We start from the raw sequence: 17344 nt of genomic DNA, 5'->3' as shown, positions 1-17344 counted from the left end.
AAGATGTGCGGCATGCGCGATCTCGTACTGCTCGGCTCGACCGGGTCCATCGGCACGCAGGCGATCGACATCGTGCGCCGCAACCCCGACCGCTTCCGCGTGGTCGCGATCGGCGCGGGTGGTGGCAACGTCGAGCTGCTCGCCTCGCAGGCGCTCGAGCTGGCGGTCGAGGTGGTCGGCGTGGCCCGCGCCTCGGTCGTGCAAGACCTGCAGCTCGCCTTCTACGCCGAGGCGCAGCGCCGAGGCTGGGCCACCGGCGACTTCAAACTGCCCAAGATCGTGGCCGGCCCCGACGCGATGACCGAGCTCGCCCGGCACCCGTGCGACGTCGTGCTCAACGGCGTGGTCGGCAGCCTCGGGCTCGCACCGACCCTGGCCGCGCTCGAGGAGGGCCGGGTTCTCGCCCTGGCCAACAAGGAATCCCTGGTGGCCGGCGGGCCGTTGGTGCGCCGCATAGCCAAGCAGGGCCAGATCGTGCCGGTCGACTCCGAGCACTCCGCGCTCGCCCAGTGCCTGCGCGGCGGCACGGCGGCCGAGGTGCGCCGGCTGATCCTGACGGCCAGTGGGGGAGCGTTCCGCGACCGCCGGCGCGACGAGCTGACGAATGTCACCCCGGAAGAGGCGCTCAAGCACCCGACGTGGGACATGGGTCCGGTCGTGACCATCAATTCGGCCACGATGGTGAACAAGGCGCTCGAGGTGATCGAGGCGCACGAGTTGTTCGCTGTGCCCTATGACGACATCGAGGTGATGGTGCACCCCCAGTCGGTGCTGCACTCGATGGTGGAATTCGCCGACGGCTCGACCCTCGCCCAGGCGAGCCCGCCCGACATGCGCCTGCCGATCGCGCTCGCGCTGGCCTGGCCCGAGCGGGTGCCGGGCGCGGCCGCGGGGGTCGACTGGCGCGAGGCCCACAACTGGGAGCTGCGCCCCCTCGACGAAGACGCCTTCCCCGCCGTGCGGCTGGCCAAGCAGGCCGGACGCGAGGGCCGGTGCCGTCCGGCCATCTACAACGCCGCGAACGAGGAGTGTGTGGCCGCGTTCGTGGCCGGTCGGCTACCGTTTCTGGGCATCGTCGACACGTTGGAGCGAGTGCTCGCGGCGGCTCCGGACTTTACCGAACCGGGTACCGTCGAGGAGGTGCTCGCCGCCGAGTCCTGGGCGCGCGCCCAGGCACAGCAGGTGATCGCAACCGCGGCAAGAGGAGCTTGATGTCGTACTGGCTGGGATTCGCCGCGTTCGCGCTGGCCATCCTGATTTCGGTGAGCCTGCACGAGCTCGGCCACATGATCACGGCCAAGCGTTTCGGCATGAAGGTCACCCGCTATTTCGTCGGCTTCGGCCCGACCGTCTTCTCGTTCCGCCGCGGCGAGACCGAATACGGTCTGAAGGCCATTCCGCTCGGCGGCTTCTGCAAGATCGTCGGCATGACGCCGCAGGACGACGACGTCGCCCCCGAGGACCAGCCGCGTGCCATGTGGCGGTTCCCGGTGTGGAAGCGCACGGTCGTCATGTCGGCCGGGTCGATCACCCACTTCATGCTGGCCGCCGCGGCCGCCTGGATCACCGCGTTCACGATCGGCCTGCCCAACACCGACTATCCGCAGAACAACGCCGAGACGGCCACGCAGGCGCCGGTCATCCAGATCAGCGAGTGCACGTGGGTGAACCTTCCGACCGAGACGCAGGACTGCGTTCCCGGTCAGAACGGCGCGGTCGCCGGTCCGGCCTTCGCGGCCGGCCTGCGCGACGGCGACCTGATCACCAAGGTGGGCGACACCCCGATCACGACCTACGGGCAGCTCACCGAGGTCATCCGCAGCCTGAAGCCGGGCGAGACCCCGTTCCAGTACCAGCGGGACGGCGTGGCCGCCACGGCCGAGGTCAAGCTCATCGCCGCGCAGCGTGCGTCGCTGACCGACGAGGACGGCCCGACCACCACGGTCGCCGTGGCCGGCCTCGGCTGGGACCCGCACAGCATCCCGAGCCAGATCAAGTACAACGCCGCCTCGGCGGTCCCGGCGACCGCCGACTTCGGGTGGTTCCTGTTCAAGAACACATTCGAGGCGCTCAAGCGCATCCCCGACAAGATCCCGGCCCTGTGGCACTCGATCACCGGCAGCGAGCGCGACCCCGACACCCCGATCAGCGTGATCGGTGCGAGCCGGCTCGGCGGCGAGGCGATCCAGCACGGTGTGCCCGAGTTGTTCCTCAACGTGTTCATCTCGCTGAACGTGTTCATCGGCATCTTCAACCTGCTGCCGCTGCTGCCACTTGACGGCGGTCACATCGCTATCGCCTGGTACGAGCGAGTGCGATCATGGCTTTATGCGCGCCGCGGCAAGCCCGACCCGGGCCGCGTCGATTACTACAAACTGATGCCTGTCACCTACGCAGTCATCCTGATCGGTGGTGTGTTCACACTGCTGACCGCCACCGCCGACATCGTCAACCCGATCACGATCTTCAACAGGTGAGGCGAAAAGTGACCGCTGTCAGTCTCGGTATGCCGGCCGTGCCCCCGCCGCCGCTGGCGCCTCGCCGGCAGTCCCGGCAGATCATGGTGGGGAGTGTGCCGGTCGGTGGCGGAGCGCCGGTCAGCGTCCAGTCGATGACCACGACGCTCACCGCCGACGTCAACGCCACGCTGCAGCAGATCGCCGAGCTGACCGCGTCCGGCTGCCAGATCGTGCGGGTCGCCGTCCCCTCGCAGGACGACGTCGAGGCCCTTCCCGCGATCGCCAAGAAGTCGCAGATCCCGGTGATCGCCGACATTCACTTCCAGCCGAAGTACGTGTTCGCGGCGATCGACGCGGGCTGCGCGGCGGTCCGGGTCAACCCGGGCAACATCCGCCAGTTCGACGACAAGGTCAAAGAGATCGCCAAGGCGGCCTCGGGCGCGGGCGTGCCGATCCGCATCGGCGTCAACGCGGGCTCGCTCGACAAGCGGCTGCTGCAGAAGCACGGCAAGGCCACCGCCGAGGCGCTGGTCGAGTCGGCGCTGTGGGAGTGCTCGCTGTTCGAGGAGCACGGCTTCCGCGACATCAAGATCTCGGTGAAGCACAACGACCCGGTCGTCATGATCCGGGCCTATCGGCAGCTCGCCGAGCAGTGCGACTACCCGCTGCACCTCGGCGTGACCGAGGCCGGGCCCGCCTTCCAGGGCACGATCAAGAGCTCGGTCGCGTTCGGCGCGCTGCTCGCCGAGGGCATCGGCGACACGATCCGGGTGTCGCTGTCGGCCCCGCCGGTCGAGGAGATCAAGGTCGGTAACCAGATCCTCGAGTCGCTGGGCCTGCGCGAGCGTGGCCTCGAGATCGTCTCCTGCCCGAGCTGCGGCCGGGCCCAGGTCGACGTCTACACGCTGGCCGAGCAGGTGACGGCGGCGCTCGAGGGCTTCCCGGTGCCGCTGCGCGTGGCCGTCATGGGCTGCGTCGTGAACGGCCCGGGCGAGGCGCGCGAGGCCGACCTGGGTGTCGCGTCCGGTAACGGCAAGGGCCAGATCTTCGTCAAGGGCCAGGTCATCAAGACGGTCCCCGAGTCGATCATCGTCGAGACGCTGGTCGAAGAGGCCCTGCGCCTGGCCGACGAGATGGGCGCCGAGCTCCCCGACGAGCTGCGCGAGCTGCTTCCCGGCCCGCAGGTCACGGTCCACTGACCTGCCACGTCACGCTGAAACCCCGTCCTGTGTGGCGGGGTTTCGTCGTTCAGAACAGGACCGTGGCGAAGCTGCCAGCCGAGACGAAGCCGCACCGAGCGTAAACACGGCGTGCTGGCGCGTTGTAGTCGTTCACGTAGAGGCTCACCGTGGGTGACACACGTCGCAATGCATCGCGTACCACGGCGGCCATCGCCGGGGCAGCCAGCCCGCGGCCGCGGAACTCCGGGTCGACCCAGACGCCCTGCACCTGGGTGGTGCGGCGGGTGACGATGGCCAGCTCGGCCTTGAAGATCACCCGGTCGCCGACGAACCGCGCGTAGGCCCGCTTGCCCTTGACCAGCTCGGCGATGCGCCGGCGGTAGCCGCGGCCACCGTCGTCGAGCAGAGGCGAGACGCCGACCTCTTCGGTGTACATCGCGACGGCGGCCGGGAAGAGCGCGTCGACCTCGCTTGGCCGCACCAGTCGCACGTCGGGGTCGGCGGCGATCAGCGGGTCGCGCTCGGCGACCAGGAGTGGCTGGTGGGGCCGCACGTCACGGGCCCGCCCCCACTGCCCGCCGAGCCTGTCCCACAGGTCGAGCACGGCGTCGGAGCGGCCGATGATCGAGGAGCAGATGCGGGGCTCGGAGCCGAGCAGCTCGGCGAACGCCGCCGTGGCCGCCGGCGTGGAGCAGACCGGCACGAGATGGGCGCCCGACCAGATCAGGGACTCGACGCGCCGGCCCGGCCCGTAACCGAAGATGCGGCCGTCGGAGCGCCACCAGCTCAGGCCGTGCGACGCCACCCGCTCGGCGATCTGGGCGCCGGCATAGGGGTCACGGTCGAGGATCTTCTCGACCTGCGCGCGCTCGGACTCACCGAGCTGGCGAATCGGCACCGTCAGCACAGCTATCACATTGCCAGATGCGGGACGGTCCACACCCGTCGCAACCCCCTCAGCGCGAAGAATCACTTGCCCTTGAGCTATTGCCGATATATCGTCTACGTATCGACAACAGATCGGAGATAGTCATGAGGAACATCCATCACGGCCCGCACGGCTTCCGTGCCCGGGGCTTCACCTTCCCGCCGGGCTTCCCCTTCGGCGACTTCGGCGGCGCTGCCGGTGCCGGTGGCCCGGGCGGCACATGGGGCCCAGGCGGTCGCGGAGGGCGCCGGGGCGGCCGCGGCTCGCGGCCCAACGTCCGCCACGCCGTTCTGGCGCTGCTTCTCGAGCGGCCTATGCACGGCTACGAGATGATTCAGGAGCTCGACGCCCGCACCAACGGCATCTGGCGTCCCAGCCCCGGCTCGGTCTACCCGACACTGCAGCTGCTCGAGGACGAGGGCCTCATCGAGGCCGAGGCGGCCGGCGGCCGTAAGAGCTACCGCCTGACCGCCGACGGGCGTCCCGAGGCTGAGACGGCCGCGCAGAACCCGCCGTGGTCCCACATCGGCGACGACACGATGTCCCAGGTGCAAGACTTCCGCGACGCGGCGGTGGGCATCATGGGCGCGCTCAAGCAGGTGGGCTTCAACGGCACTCCCGAGCAGCGCCAGCGGGCCCTGGAGATCCTGAACGAGACGAAGCGCAAGCTCTACGCGATCCTCGCCGACGGCGAGTGAGCGACCGCGAAAAAGACGCACCCCAACCGATCGGTTGGGGTGCGCCTTTTTCGTGTGTCAGCGAGGATTGGCGAAAGCCAGCGGGATCGAGGCGGGCTGACCGGGCCAGGTTCCGAACAGGACCGCGCCGGGGGCCGAGACGGCGTGGTTCAGCAGGCGCGGGACCGTGAGGGTGAGCTTGTCGGTCTCGATCAGGGTCGGGTCGCCCGGGGTGGTGCCGTGGACGGCGGTGACCGCACGGGCCTCGGCGAAGTCGGCCGAGATGTTGCTCGTCATGATCGACATGCTCGGCGGGCGCGGCTCAAGGTGGCCGTCGTTGTCGATGAACTCCTGGGCCTGGCCGCTGCCGGTGAGCACGGCCTGGGCGAGGGCCTCGGCATAGACGAGATCGCCGGTGGCGTCGTAGACCCAGCGGGTGCCCAGGGCCGAGTGCTCCAGCGTGCCGATGAGCCAGTCGTCGCCGCCCTCGAGCGGTGCGCCGCGATAGGTCAGCGGGACCTGGTAGGTCGCGCCGTCGCCCACGGTCACCAGGATCGTCTCGATGCCGACCGCGCCCTCGGGGTCGTCGAATCGATAGGACGCCACGCGTTCGACGGTGGCGCCGGGGGCACCTCGATACCACGAGCGGCCGGGGAGCCACGTCGCCAGCAGCTCAACCTTTGTGGGGGTCAACGTCGCCCGGTGGATCAATGCCATGTGCGGCATCGTAGGCCGCCTGAATGTTTCCGGGGGAGCGGCTGATCAGTCAGGTCGCCCGGGTCCTCGGCCGCCGCCGCTCGCACTCGGTACCGAACCGGGTGAGCCGGGCTTTCGGTGCGAGTGCGAAACGGGGCGAGCCGGACGCGGCAATGGGAGAAATCGGGCGGGCGGCGGTCATCGGCCCAAGGCGGACAGCAGTTCCAGGATCGCGGGTACGTCACCCGAGTCCAATGTGTGCGTCGGAAGCAGAGCCATGGCCGGCACGGTGATGCCCGCGGCCACGTACGCCTCGACCTTGGCGCGGCAGTCGGCGGGGGAGCCGTGCACGATCAGGTCGTCGACGACCTCGTCGGGGATCGCGGCCAGCGCGCCCTTGCGGTCGCCGGACGACCACGCCCGCCACATCGGGGTCAGCACCTCGCCCCGGCCGAGCCAGCGATGGAAGTCGGCGTAGGCGGGCACGGTCAGGTAGGCCGCGATCATGCGACGGCCGATGCGCCGGGCATGGTCGGCGTCGTCGGTCGGGCAGACGAAAATGCGAGCGACCACGTCGAAGTCCGGTTTGTCGGTCTTGACCTCGGCGAGGGCCGTCGGCACGTCGGCCGCGGCGAGCCAGTTGAGGATCACCCCGTCGGCCTCGGCGGCGGCCAGGCGCAGCATGCCGGGGCGCAGGGCGGCCAGCAGCACCTGCGGGGGCACCGCGGGCGGGCGTTCGAGGCGGAAGCGCCGTACGGAGAAAGTCTCGAAAGCGCCGTCGACCAGCTCGCCGGCCAGGGCCGCGCGCAGGAACCGCAGCATGTCGCGGCTGCGCTGGTAGGGCTCGGTGAACTCGACCGCGTTCCAGTCGCCGACCACCACGGGTGACGAGGCGCCGATGCCGAGCTGGAACCGGCCGGGAGCGGCGTCGGCCAGGGCGGCCGCGGTCATCGCCAGCAGGCCGGGACCGCGGGTGAAGACCGGGGCGATCGCGGTGCCGAGCCGCAGGCGCCGGGACCAGGCGGCGGCGAGCGTCAGCGGGGTGAAGGCGTCGGAGCCGGCGACCTCGGAGGTCCACAGGTCGGTGAAGCCGGCGTCGGCCAGGGCCGCGTACACATCGGCGTGATCGGAGAGCGGGATTCCGCCCAGCGGAACGGTCATGCCCCAGCGCATCGACATGAACAGATCCTGCCCCGTGATCGGCAGTGACGTCCACCACCACCGGCTTGGTGTGGCGAGATCGAAGGAGTAAGTTTTTGTACTGACCAGTCAGTTCAAGTTCTCGGGGGAGTCATGACGGTGCTAATCGCACGCGGGGCCGGTGTCCGCCGCCGCCGTGGCCGCGACTCCTGGCTCTTCCGCGATCTCGACGTCGAGGTCGAGGCCGGCGATCTCGTCGCCGTGGTCGGCCCGCCCGGCAGCGGCCGCACCACGGCGCTTCTCGCGCTGGCCCGCAAGTTCCGGCTCGCGGCGGGCACTGTCGAGCTCGACGGCCGGGCGTCGCTGGGTTATGTGCCCGACGTGTCAGCCCCAGAATCTGTCTTCACCGTCACCGAACACGTCCGCGAGCGCCTCGCCATGCAGGGCCGCCCACGCTCCGAGGCGGCCGGCGTCGACCTGCACGACCTCGACCCGAACAAGCAGGGTCAAGACCTCACTCCGTACGAGAAACAGGTCCTCGGCCTGACGCTGGCCGAGCTCGCGTTCCCGGCCGTGATCGCCCTCGACGGCTACGACGACGGGCTCGACACCAGCGAGCGCGTGGCCCTGTGGCGGCTCATCACCGAGCTGACCGCTCGCGGCACCGCCGTGCTGATCACCGCCCGCGAGATTGACCCGGCCCACGTCACCACCGTGATCCGCCTCGCCGGCGAGGCCAGTGCGGCCAGCGAGGCTCAGCGATGAGATACCTGTCGGCCCTTTCGCTGGCCGGGTTCGAGCTGCGGCGGTTTCTGCGCGGCAATCTCACCCGGGCCGCGATCGCCGCGGTCGCCGTGATCCCGCTGCTCTACGGCGCGCTCTACCTCTACGCCTTCTGGGACCCCTACGGCCGGCTCAACCACATTCCCGCCGCCCTGGTCGTCGAAGATCGCGCCACCACCGCGAGCGACGGCACCAGACTGCACGCGGGTCAAGACCTCGCCGACGAGCTGATCGAACGAGAGGTCTTCGACTGGCACGTGACCGACGAGGCCGGCGCCGAGAAGGGGCTGACCGACGGCCGCTACCAGCTCCTGCTGCGCATCCCGGCCGACTTCTCGGCCGATCTCGTGACCGGCCCCGACGCCGGTGTCACCCCGCAGGCGGCCCGGCTCACCGCCGTCAGCGACGACGCCACCAACTACCTGACCGGCGTCTTCGCCCGCACCGCCTTCGCCGAGGTGCGGGCGGCCGCCGCGTCGAGCGCGAGCGCCGGCTACTTCGACAAGATGCTGATCGGCTTCACCGACCTCAAGCAGCAGACCGAACAGGCCGCCGACGGTGCCGGCCGACTGCGCGACGGCGCGGGCCGAGCCGAGTCGGGCGCCGGACGGCTCGCCGGCGGCCTCGACGACGCCGAGACCGGATCCGCCCGCCTGGGCCGCGGACTGAGCGAGGCCGGTCGCGGGGCGGGTGACCTGGCCGACGGCCTGACCCAGCTCGACGCGGGCGCTCGCCAGCTCGCCACCGGCACCCAGCAGGCGGCCGACGGTGGACGCCGCCTCGCGAAGGCCGTCGACGCGGCCGCCGACAAGGCCGAGCCGCTGCTGCGCGACAACGCCCGCACCATCGCGAACGCCGCCACCCTGGTGAGCCGGGGCGCCGACACGCTGGCCGCCAACATCGGCGCCATCGACACCGCCGCCGAGCAGGCCGTGCGCAACGCCCGCCAGCTCCAGTCCTATCTGAACGGCCTGCCCGCCGGCACCGAGGGCCTGGCCGAGGCGAAGGCGCTCGCCGCCCGGCTCGTCACCGCGGCCGAGCAGGTGCGCGACACCGTGCGCGCGGCCGACCTCGACGACCTGCGCGCCGAGCTGCGCCGGGTCGCGGCCACGGCCCGGCAGGTCGCCGCCGACGCGCCGCACCTCGCCGACGACGTGCAGGCCGCCCGCGCCCGGGTCGACCAGCTCTCGTCCGGGCTGGACCGGCTGGCCACCGGCGCGGCGCAACTGCGCAGCGGCACGGCCGACGCCAAGCAGGGCGCCCTCGACCTGCGGGGTGGCCTCTTCCGCCTGTCGTCCGGCGCACGGGAGCTCACCGGCGGCCTCGGCACGCTGGCCGGGGGCGGTCACCAGCTCGTCAACGGGCTGGGCGACCTGCAGGGCGGCGCCGAGCAACTCGCCTCGGGGCTGACCGACGGCGCCGGCAAGATCCCCGGGTATGGCGACGATCCCAGTCACCGCGCCGACGTGCTTGCCGACCCCGTGTCGCTCGATCGCAGCGTGCGAAACCCGGCCGCCACCTACGGCGTCGGCTTCGCGCCCTACTTCCTGGCCCTCGCTCTCTGGGTCGGGGCGATGATCACGTTCTTCGTGCTGCGCCCGCTCAACCGCCGCTACCTGGTGTCGGAGGCGCCCAGCACCCGGGTGGCCCTGGCCGGGCTGCTGCCGGCCGTCGCGATCGGGCTGGTCCAGGCCACGCTGCTCTACCTCGTCGTACACTTCGCGCTGGGGCTGGGCCCGGTGCATCCCGTGACCACCTACGGTCTGCTCCTGCTGACCGCGGCCACCTTCGCCGCGATCATGCAGATGCTCGGTGCGGCGCTCGGGCCCCCGGGACGAGTCCTCGCCCTGGCGCTGCTGATGCTGCAGCTCACGTCGTCGGGCGGCACCTATCCGGTGCAGACCTCGCCCGGGTTCTTCCAGGCGATCCACCCGCTGCTACCGATGACCTACGTGGTGCAGGCCGCGCGGCACGCGATCGACGGCGGACCGTGGGGCACCGTCGTGCAGGGGGCGGCGCTCCTGGTGGCGTACGGTGTGGGGGCTTTTGTCATAACTGTTGCGGCGGCCCACCGGAGCCGTCGCCTGACCCCGGGGGATCTGCACCCCGAGCTGGTGCTGTGAGGAGCGTGATGGACGGGCGAACCCGGCGGCGGAACGACACTCGGCAGCGCCTGTTCGAGGCGGCCGTCGAGCTCATCGGCGAGCAGGGCTACTCGGCCACGACGGTCGACGTGATCGCGTTGCGGGCCGGGGTTGCCAAGGGCACGGTCTACTACAACTTCAAGTCCAAGACCGACCTGTTCGAAGAGTTGCTGCGCCACGGCATCGGGCTGCTCACCGACGAGTTCCGCGAGGCCGTTGAAGGGCTGCCGCCGCGCGAGGCCGTGGCCGCGCTGGTCCACAGCCAGCTCGACTACATCCGCCGCTATCGCGCCTTCGCCCAGCTCCTGCTCTCGGAGATGTGGCGCACCAACCGCGAGTGGCAGCAGACCCTGGTGTTGTTGCGCGAGCAGGCGATCGGCGTGATCGCCGAGACCGTCCAGGCCGGCGTCGAATCCGGTGATCTTCCGGCCGACCTGGACGTGCGCGTGGCTTCCTCGGCCCTGTTCGGCGTCGGCCTGGTGGTGGCCGTCGACTGGCTGGTCTTCATGCCCGAGCGCCCGATCGAAGACGTCGAGGCGTCACTGCTGGCGATCGTGCGCCGGGTCGGCGAGGCCACCCCGCAGTCGTAGCGCGCCGGCGCCGCCGGGTTGACGGAGGCTATCCGGCGGTCGTAGTGCGCGAGCGCCAGGCCGTCGCCCACGAGGTCTTGCCGTTGGTGCGCAGCAGCGAACCCTCGTAGACCCGGGCGCCCGCGGCCAGCAGCCCGACGGCGGTGACCGCCATGATCAGCAAGGCGACGAACGGTTCCCAGGCCGCGGCGTTGCCCTGGAAGATCCGCGTCGGCATCGCGATCGGCGCCGAGAACGGGACGTAGGACAGGATCGTCATCGCCAGCGGGTTCTCGGCCAGGAAAATGACCGCGAAGAACGGCAGCATGACGGCCATCTGCACCGGCTGGGAGACGCCGTTGAGATCCTCGGGCCGCGACGCCAGCGCCCCCACGCCCGCCCACAGCGCGGCCAGCATCAGGAAGCCGATCAGGAAGAACGCGACGAACCAGCCGATTGTGGGTTCCAGCAGGCTCAGCACCCCACTGTCGAGCCCGGCCAGCCGCGCGCCGACCAGGGTGACAATGGCGATCAACGCCACCTGCGTGAAGGCCAGCAGGCCCAGCGCGGCGACCTTGCCGGCCAGCAACGCCCGGGTCGGCACGCTGGCGACCAGGATCTCGACGATGCGGGTCTGCTTCTCCTCGGTGACGCTCTGCGAGATCTGCAGTCCGAACAGGAACGACGTCATGAAGAAGACGAACGCCAGCGCGAACGGCACGATGTAGGCCAGGAACGGGTCGACGGTGCCCGGGTCGAGAAGGCGTACGGGCGGAGCCGTGCTCAACGCGGAGACGACCTCGCCGGGCCGGTCGTCCAGGGCGATGACCTCGGGGCCGGCCAGCACCGCGGCGTCGACGTCGCCGTCACGCACGAGCTTCTCGGCTGCGGCGTCGTCGGCCACCACCCGTACGTCGAAATCGCCCTGTTGCAGGATCGCGGCGGTGGCCCGGTCGGCGACCGCGACCGACGACGGGCCGCCCGCGAAGATGGCCGGCAGAACCGTGACGCCGATCGCGAAGAGCAGGAAGAACGCGGTGCTGAAGAGGAACGTCTTGTCGCGCAGCCGCACCTTGATCTCGCGGGCGGCCACCACTTTGGCGGCGGCGTAGGTGCTCATCGGACGACCTCTCGGAAGATCTCGGACAGGGACGGGACGACCGGGCCGAACGACCGCACCGGGCCTCGCTCGAGCGCGGCGTGCAGGACTTTCTGGTCGTCGAACCCGGCTTCCAGGTCGAACACGGCGTGCGGGCCGTCGAGGTCGAGCAGGGTGACCCCGGGATGGTCGCGCAACCAGCCGGCGTCGGCGTCGACCCGTAGCTGATAGCGCGGCACGGCATGCTGGGCGCTCAGCGACGCCCGGTCCCCGGCGGCCCGGATCTCCCCGTCCGCAATGATCACGAGGTCGTCGCACAGACGCTCGACCAGTTCGAGCTGGTGGCTGGAGAAGAGCACCGGCACCCCCGCCGCGGTGCGGTCGCGCAGCACGTCGACCATCACCTCGACGGCGAGCGGGTCGAGACCCGAGAACGGCTCGTCGAGCACCAGCACCTCGGGTTCGTGCACCAGCGCGGCGGCGACCTGGGCGCGCTGCTGGTTGCCGAGCGAGAGCTTCTCGAGTTTCTCGCCGGCTCGCTCACCGAGCCCGAGCCGTTCGAGCAGCCTGGTCGTGCGGCGCTCGGCGTCGGCGCTGCTCAGGCCGTGCAGCCGGCCCAGATAGACGACCTGGTCGTGCACGGTCATGGTCGGGTAGAGGCCACGTTCCTCGGGCATGTAGCCGAAGCGTTGCCGGATCGCGCGGGTCAGCGGCCGGCCGTCGAGCGTCACCTCGCCGGTGTCGGCGGCCAGCACCCCGAGGATGATCCGCATCGTGGTGGTCTTGCCGGCGCCGTTCGCGCCGACGAACCCGGTCAGCCGGCCGCCGGTGACGGGGAACGAGATGTTTCGCAGAACGGCCCGGTCGCCGAAGCTGCGGCTGACGGAATCGACGTTCAGCACGGTGGTCATATTGATGAGGCTAGGCATTCCGGCCCGGGAATGCGTCCGGCTCAAGCATGATCCACCCGGTCCTCCGCGAGGAGGATGTCACCCGCCGGGGCGCACGACCCCGAGCTCGTACGCCAGCACGACCGCCTGCGTCCGGTCGCGTGCCCCGAGCTTGGTCAGCACGCGGCTCACATGGGTCTTGACCGTGGTCTCGCCCAGGTGCAGGGCGGCCGCGATCTCGGCGTTGGTGGCGCCGCCGGCCAGCGCGACCAGCACTTCGTGCTCGCGCGGGGTGAGCTCGCCCAGCCGGGCGGCGGGCGGGCCGGAGCGGGCGGTGCCGGGCCGGGCGAAGGCCGCGATGACGCGCCGGGTGATCTCGGGGGCCAGCAGCGCGTCGCCGCGCGCGACGACCCGTACGGCCTCGACCAGCGACTCCGGCGAGCTGTTCTTGAGCAGGAATCCGCTGGCCCCGGCCTCGAGCGCCGCGAACAGGTAGTCGTCCCGGTCGAACGTGGTCAGGATCAGCACTGACGGACCGCCCCCGGCGGCGACGATCCGGCGGGTCGCCTCGAGCCCGTTCATCCGGGGCATCTCGACGTCCATCAGCACCACGTCGGGGGAGTGCCGCGCGGTCGCCTCGACGGCCTGCGCGCCGTCCTCGGCCTCCCCGACGACCTCGATGTCGTCCTCCAGCCCGAGGATCACGCGGAAGCCGGTGCGGACCAGCCGGTGGTCGTCCGCGAGGAGGACCCGGATCACGGGGCGACCTTCTCGCGGGGCGCCGCCGATCCGAGGGGCAACCTCGCTCGTACGCGGAAACCGCCGGCCGACCGGTTGCCGGTCTCGATCGTCCCGCCGAGCAGGGCGACCCGTTCCCGCATGCCGACCAGCCCCATGCCGTCGTCGGCCGCGCGGCTCGTGGACGCTCCGTGGCCGTCGTCGGCCACGTCGATCTCCAGTTCGTGGTTGAGATAGCGCAGTCGCACGTCGACAGTGGACGCCCCGGCGTGCTTCAGCGCGTTGGTCACGGCCTCCTGTACGACCCGGTACGCCGTCTGGGACGTTGACGCGGGCAGCGGAACGGCCGTACCGAAGACAGCGAACTCGCTGGTCAGCCCGGCCTCGTGGACCCGATCGAGCAGCTCGTCCAGCCGCTCGATGCCCGGGTTGGGCGCGGCGGCCGGCTCGTCGGCGGTGCGCAGCGCCCCGAGCATGCGCTGGAGCTCGTCGACCGCCGTCCGGGCGCTCTCCTCGACCGACGTGAGCGAGTCGCGGGCCGTTCCGCCGTCGCGGTCCATCGCGCGCCGGGCCGCCGCGGCCTGGATGCCCATGACCGAGACGTGGTGGGCGACGACGTCGTGCAGTTCGCGGGCGATCCGCAGGCGCTCGGTGACCACGGCCCGTTCCTCGGACGCGGCCCGGGCCTGGCGGAGCTGTTCGGCCTGCTCGACCAGAACAGCCTCGCGCCGGGCCGACAGCCACGCGGTCTCGCCGAAGAAGTAGGAGAAACCGAAGATCACGACGTTCATCAGAACCTGGCTGATCAGCGCGGACAGCAGCGGGGGCAGTTCACCGGTGCCGTCCGCGAACGCGTCCGGGGGGATCGTGTCGACGGCGATCAGCCACGCGATGGCGAGCCAGCCGAACATGATGCCGATGATCACCACGCGCAGCCATCGTGCCCGCACCCGGTCGGGACCCCAAGCGCCGGCCGTGTAGATCGCGGCGAAGATGGCGCCCGAGGAGAACTGGACCTCCTGCGTCTCACGGATCTGACCCGCGATGAACACGACGGCGATGACGATCAGGACGAGCTCGGGATGGCTGCGACGCCAGATCAGCGGGACGGTGATCGCGAACGCGAAGGCCAGGTGCTCGGCCGCGCTGCGCTCGACACCCCAGACGAACAGGCCGACACTGCGGCTGAGCATCACGTAGAACAGGGCGGCCGCGACCACGACGAGGCCGGTGATCAGGTCGATGCGGCGCTGGCGAGGGGTCGGCCCGGGGCGTTGCCAGTCGTCGAGGCTGCGCATGCCCCTCAGGCTGTCACAGACGCGCCCGGTGTCAGGGGGCCCGGTAGTACTGGGTCTTCGCGATGTCCGGGCGGGTCTGGGTGGGAATGTCGGCGTCGTCGTCGGGGGTGAGGGTGCCGCCCAGCTCGGCGATGCGCCGGTGGGCCGCGGCGAGCCTGTCCTCGAGGGTGACGATGCGGCAGGCCGCGGTGAGCAGGATGCCCTCGTCGAGGAGCTGGCGCACGCGCAGGGCGAGCTGGAGCTGATGCCGGGAGTAGCGGCGGTGGCCGCCGTGCGAGCGCTCGGGCTTGATCAGGCCCGCGGCGCCGAGGCTGCGGAGGAAGGCGGGGGTCACGCCGATCATCTCGGCGGCGCGGCCCATCGTGTACGCCGGGAAGTCGGCGTCGTCGAAGGTCGTGCTCATCGTGCCCTTCCGGGGGGATTGCGGGGTTATGTCCGGGGTGGCCGGAACACAATCCAAGGCCCCGGCGGGTAACCGGGGCCTTGGCTTTTCAATTCTGGTGCCGGCCGTCGCCGGCGCGTTCGGTAGTCCGCCTGCGTGCCGCTAGCAGACCACCTGAGTGATGGGCATCGGCTGCGATCACCTCTTGTCGGGTCGGGGACGTCGTGATTGCGCGTTGCTGCGGTATCTCGTCCTCCTTAGCCAACTCAGGGTCTGTGCCAGTTGCATGTCGGCTGTGCGTGGCCGACACCAGAAACTGTATGCCGATCAGGACGGGATTTCTAGTACCGACGCTGTAGATTTTTAGGACATTTCGTCTCATCGATGGGGGTTGTCACTGGTGACAGGGGTGTCTATGGGGCGGCGGCGCGGAGCGGGCGCAAGGCGCGGCGATGCCGCGTGAGAGAGAGGTGACCGCGCCCCGCGCCGCCGCGGGTCGGGGCGCCTGAGGCGGCCCCGGGTGTTCGCGAAGCCTGCCGAGGGCTCGCGCGCTATGAGAGCGTCAGTGTGGCTTTCCGATGCTCTGTCATGGCTCTGAGTGTGCGGTCCGGGACGGTTCGCGGCAACGGAATTAACGCTGGTCATTGACGCGCGTAACACAGCGGCGAGATCATCCAGGCACGCGGTGACCCCGGTCACAGCATCCCCTCGGTAAGGGAGCTGCACATGAGTGTCAACCCCGCACCCAGTACCGACGAAGAACGCCTGGCCCAACTCGGCTACCAGCAGGAACTGCATCGCCGACTGTCCGGCTTCTCGAACTTCGCGGTCTCCTTCTCGATCATCTCCATCCTGGCCGGCGCGATCACGTCCTACGGCATCGCGATGACCGCCGGCGGCCCGATCGCCATCACCCTGGGCTGGCTCTTCGTCGGCATCATGGTGACCTTCGTGGCCCTCGCGATGGCCGAGGTCTGCTCGGCCTATCCCACGGCCGGAGCGCTCTATTGGTGGGCGGCCGCGCTGGCCAAGCGCAACAAGGCCGCCTGGGCCTGGTTCGTCGGCTGGTTCAACTTCCTCGGCGAGGTCGCCGTCACCGCCGCCATCGACTTCGGCGCGGCGATCACCACGTCGGCGTTCCTCAGCCTGACCTTCGACATGGAGGTCACCAAGGGCCGTACGTTCCTGATCTTCCTCGCGATCATCATCGTGCACGGCCTGCTCAACACGTTCGGCGTCAACCTCGTACGGCTGCTCTCGGACGTCAGCGCCTGGTGGCACCTGGTCGGTGTGGCCGTGATCGTGGTGATTTTGGCCGTGGTGCCGGACAACCACAAGCCGATCTCCGAGGTCTTCTTCGAGGTGCAGAACGCCACCGGCTTCACTTTCGCCGGGGCGGGCGTCTACGCGGTTCTCATCGGTCTGCTGATGGCGCAATACACCTACACCGGGTACGACGCCTCGGCTCACGTGGCCGAGGAGACGCACGACGCCGCCCGGGCCGCCCCGCGCGGCATCGTCATGTCGGTGGTGGTCTCCGTGGTCGCCGGCTTCGTGCTGCTCTTCGCGATCACCTGGTCCATCCAGGACTACGAGGCCGAGCGTACGACCGCCCTGGGCCTGCCGCCCGCACAGATCTTCATCGACGCGGCCGGTCACAACCTGGGCACGTTCCTGCTGTTCATCTGCATGGTCGCGCAGTGGTTCTGCGGCATGGCCTCGGTGACCGCGAACTCGCGGATGTCGTACGCCTTCGCCCGCGACGGCGCGCTGCCCTTCTCGCGGCTGTGGAAACAGGTGAACCCGCGTACGGGAACCCCGACGAACTCGATCTGGCTCTGTGTGGCGCTGTCCAGCCTGCTGGTGCTGCCGTCGCTGTGGAACAACACGGCCTACCTGGCGGCCACCTCGGTCGCCGTGATCGGCCTCTACATCGCGTACGTCATGCCGGTCTTCCTGCGGCGTATGAACCCCGGCTTCGAGCGGGGGCCGTGGCACCTCGGCAAATGGAGCGCGCCGGTGGGCTGGATCGCGATCGTCTGGGTCGGGATCATCTGCGTGCTCTTCATCCTGCCGACGGCGAGCCCGATCACGGCGACGAACTTCAACTACACGATCCTCGCCGTGGCGGCCGTGCTGGCCTTCGCCACGATCTGGTGGTTCGCGAGCGCCCGGAGGTGGTTCACCGGGCCGCGGCAGAACGTGATCGACAAGGCCGCCCACGGGGAACAGACGATGCCGACTGAATGAGGGTTGTTCAGGGCCGACCTCAAGTTGCAGTTAGCTGCGGCTAGGCAACTTGGTCTCCACCGCCCTGAACAACCCTCATCAATCAACCCCGGGGCCGGGCGTTTCTTGGC

Annotated in this window: 16 protein-coding genes; 8 read left to right on the top strand and 8 right to left on the bottom strand. The window is 70.2% G+C overall.

Going from position 1 to position 17344, the window contains the following annotated elements:
• The first annotated feature begins 3 nt into the window (after positions 1-3).
• From dxr to ispG, 3 genes are read left to right on the top strand one after another with little or no spacing between them, the layout of a single operon-like run.
• Positions 4-1212 (top strand): 1-deoxy-D-xylulose-5-phosphate reductoisomerase, encoded by a 1209-nt coding sequence (gene dxr, locus EER30_RS00620; RefSeq protein ID WP_127497203.1) that lies wholly within the window; start codon positions 4-6, stop codon positions 1210-1212.
• Positions 1212-2477: a M50 family metallopeptidase gene (locus tag EER30_RS00615; protein ID WP_127497202.1), complete on the top strand. Its 1266-nt coding sequence runs from the start codon at positions 1212-1214 to the stop codon at positions 2475-2477. The genes dxr and EER30_RS00615 overlap by 1 nt, the downstream gene beginning before the upstream one ends.
• 8 nt (positions 2478-2485) lie before the next feature.
• Positions 2486-3658, top strand: a complete 1173-nt coding sequence (gene ispG / locus EER30_RS00610) for a flavodoxin-dependent (E)-4-hydroxy-3-methylbut-2-enyl-diphosphate synthase (protein ID WP_127497200.1) — start codon at positions 2486-2488, stop codon at positions 3656-3658.
• Positions 3659-3707: 49 nt separating this feature from the next.
• On the opposite strand, the gene EER30_RS00605 is transcribed toward ispG, so the two are convergent.
• The gene (locus EER30_RS00605) at positions 3708-4547 is read right to left on the bottom strand and encodes a GNAT family N-acetyltransferase (protein WP_127497198.1); all 840 of its coding nucleotides are present in this window, start codon (positions 4545-4547) and stop codon (positions 3708-3710) included.
• A 125-nt stretch (positions 4548-4672) separates the two neighbouring features.
• On the opposite strand from EER30_RS00605, the gene EER30_RS00600 reads away from it, so the two are divergent.
• Positions 4673-5266: a PadR family transcriptional regulator gene (locus tag EER30_RS00600; RefSeq protein WP_127497197.1), complete on the top strand. Its 594-nt coding sequence runs from the start codon at positions 4673-4675 to the stop codon at positions 5264-5266.
• A gap of 57 nt (positions 5267-5323) precedes the next feature.
• On the opposite strand, the gene EER30_RS00595 is transcribed toward EER30_RS00600, so the two are convergent.
• Positions 5324-5962 (bottom strand): CG0192-related protein, encoded by a 639-nt coding sequence (locus EER30_RS00595; protein WP_127497195.1) that lies wholly within the window; start codon positions 5960-5962, stop codon positions 5324-5326.
• 177 nt (positions 5963-6139) lie between these two features.
• Positions 6140-7102, bottom strand: coding sequence for an LLM class F420-dependent oxidoreductase (locus tag EER30_RS00590; protein ID WP_127499227.1), 963 nt, complete (start codon positions 7100-7102; stop codon positions 6140-6142).
• 132 nt (positions 7103-7234) lie between these two features.
• Between EER30_RS00590 and EER30_RS00585 the strand changes: the two genes are divergently transcribed.
• The 3 genes from EER30_RS00585 to EER30_RS00575 are packed head-to-tail and all read left to right on the top strand — an operon-like array spanning position 7235 to position 10598.
• On the top strand, positions 7235-7846 hold the full coding sequence (locus tag EER30_RS00585) for an ABC transporter ATP-binding protein (RefSeq protein WP_127497193.1): 612 nt from the start codon (positions 7235-7237) through the stop codon (positions 7844-7846).
• The gene (locus EER30_RS00580; RefSeq protein WP_127497191.1) at positions 7843-9987 is read left to right on the top strand and encodes a YhgE/Pip domain-containing protein; all 2145 of its coding nucleotides are present in this window, start codon (positions 7843-7845) and stop codon (positions 9985-9987) included. The genes EER30_RS00585 and EER30_RS00580 overlap by 4 nt, the downstream gene beginning before the upstream one ends.
• A gap of 8 nt (positions 9988-9995) precedes the next feature.
• Entirely contained in the window at positions 9996-10598 is a 603-nt protein-coding gene (locus EER30_RS00575) for a TetR/AcrR family transcriptional regulator (protein WP_127497189.1), read from the top strand.
• A gap of 28 nt (positions 10599-10626) precedes the next feature.
• On the opposite strand, the gene EER30_RS00570 is transcribed toward EER30_RS00575, so the two are convergent.
• The 5 genes from EER30_RS00570 to EER30_RS00550 form a co-directional block, all read right to left on the bottom strand.
• The gene (locus EER30_RS00570; RefSeq protein ID WP_127497187.1) at positions 10627-11697 is read right to left on the bottom strand and encodes an ABC transporter permease; all 1071 of its coding nucleotides are present in this window, start codon (positions 11695-11697) and stop codon (positions 10627-10629) included.
• A complete protein-coding gene (locus EER30_RS00565) occupies positions 11694-12587 on the bottom strand; it encodes an ABC transporter ATP-binding protein (protein ID WP_127497186.1) in 894 nt (297 codons plus the stop codon). Before EER30_RS00565 ends, EER30_RS00570 begins: the two co-directional genes overlap by 4 nt.
• Before the next feature lie 78 nt (positions 12588-12665).
• The gene (locus EER30_RS00560; protein WP_240669691.1) at positions 12666-13325 is read right to left on the bottom strand and encodes a response regulator; all 660 of its coding nucleotides are present in this window, start codon (positions 13323-13325) and stop codon (positions 12666-12668) included.
• Positions 13322-14602 (bottom strand): sensor histidine kinase, encoded by a 1281-nt coding sequence (locus tag EER30_RS00555; protein WP_127497184.1) that lies wholly within the window; start codon positions 14600-14602, stop codon positions 13322-13324. Before EER30_RS00555 ends, EER30_RS00560 begins: the two co-directional genes overlap by 4 nt.
• Before the next feature lie 31 nt (positions 14603-14633).
• Positions 14634-15005 (bottom strand): MerR family transcriptional regulator, encoded by a 372-nt coding sequence (locus tag EER30_RS00550; RefSeq protein WP_127497182.1) that lies wholly within the window; start codon positions 15003-15005, stop codon positions 14634-14636.
• Positions 15006-15710: 705 nt separating this feature from the next.
• Here EER30_RS00550 and EER30_RS00545 point away from each other — a divergent pair.
• Positions 15711-17234, top strand: a complete 1524-nt coding sequence (locus EER30_RS00545; RefSeq protein ID WP_127497180.1) for an amino acid permease — start codon at positions 15711-15713, stop codon at positions 17232-17234.
• Positions 17235-17344: the final 110 nt, after the last annotated feature.

It is taken from the genome of Actinoplanes solisilvae, assembly GCF_003999975.1.
GTDB classification, from domain to species: domain Bacteria; phylum Actinomycetota; class Actinomycetes; order Mycobacteriales; family Micromonosporaceae; genus Actinoplanes; species Actinoplanes solisilvae.
This window is presented reverse-complemented; position numbering and strand designations above follow the sequence as displayed.

Excerpts from the sequence above, each read along its gene's own strand:
- dxr (WP_127497203.1), top strand. The coding sequence starts at position 4 with ATGTGCGGCATGCGCGATCTCGTACTGCTCGGCTCGACCGGGTCCATC.
- EER30_RS00615 (WP_127497202.1), top strand. The coding sequence starts at position 1,212 with ATGTCGTACTGGCTGGGATTCGCCGCGTTCGCGCTGGCCATCCTGATT.
- EER30_RS00600 (WP_127497197.1), top strand. The coding sequence starts at position 4,673 with ATGAGGAACATCCATCACGGCCCGCACGGCTTCCGTGCCCGGGGCTTC.
- EER30_RS00595 (WP_127497195.1), bottom strand. The coding sequence starts at position 5,962 with ATGGCATTGATCCACCGGGCGACGTTGACCCCCACAAAGGTTGAGCTG.
- EER30_RS00590 (WP_127499227.1), bottom strand. The coding sequence starts at position 7,102 with ATGACCGTTCCGCTGGGCGGAATCCCGCTCTCCGATCACGCCGATGTG.
- EER30_RS00585 (WP_127497193.1), top strand. The coding sequence starts at position 7,235 with ATGACGGTGCTAATCGCACGCGGGGCCGGTGTCCGCCGCCGCCGTGGC.
- EER30_RS00580 (WP_127497191.1), top strand. The coding sequence starts at position 7,843 with ATGAGATACCTGTCGGCCCTTTCGCTGGCCGGGTTCGAGCTGCGGCGG.
- EER30_RS00575 (WP_127497189.1), top strand. The coding sequence starts at position 9,996 with ATGGACGGGCGAACCCGGCGGCGGAACGACACTCGGCAGCGCCTGTTC.
- EER30_RS00570 (WP_127497187.1), bottom strand. The coding sequence starts at position 11,697 with ATGAGCACCTACGCCGCCGCCAAAGTGGTGGCCGCCCGCGAGATCAAG.
- EER30_RS00565 (WP_127497186.1), bottom strand. The coding sequence starts at position 12,587 with ATGACCACCGTGCTGAACGTCGATTCCGTCAGCCGCAGCTTCGGCGAC.
- EER30_RS00555 (WP_127497184.1), bottom strand. The coding sequence starts at position 14,602 with ATGCGCAGCCTCGACGACTGGCAACGCCCCGGGCCGACCCCTCGCCAG.
- EER30_RS00550 (WP_127497182.1), bottom strand. The coding sequence starts at position 15,005 with ATGAGCACGACCTTCGACGACGCCGACTTCCCGGCGTACACGATGGGC.
- EER30_RS00545 (WP_127497180.1), top strand. The coding sequence starts at position 15,711 with ATGAGTGTCAACCCCGCACCCAGTACCGACGAAGAACGCCTGGCCCAA.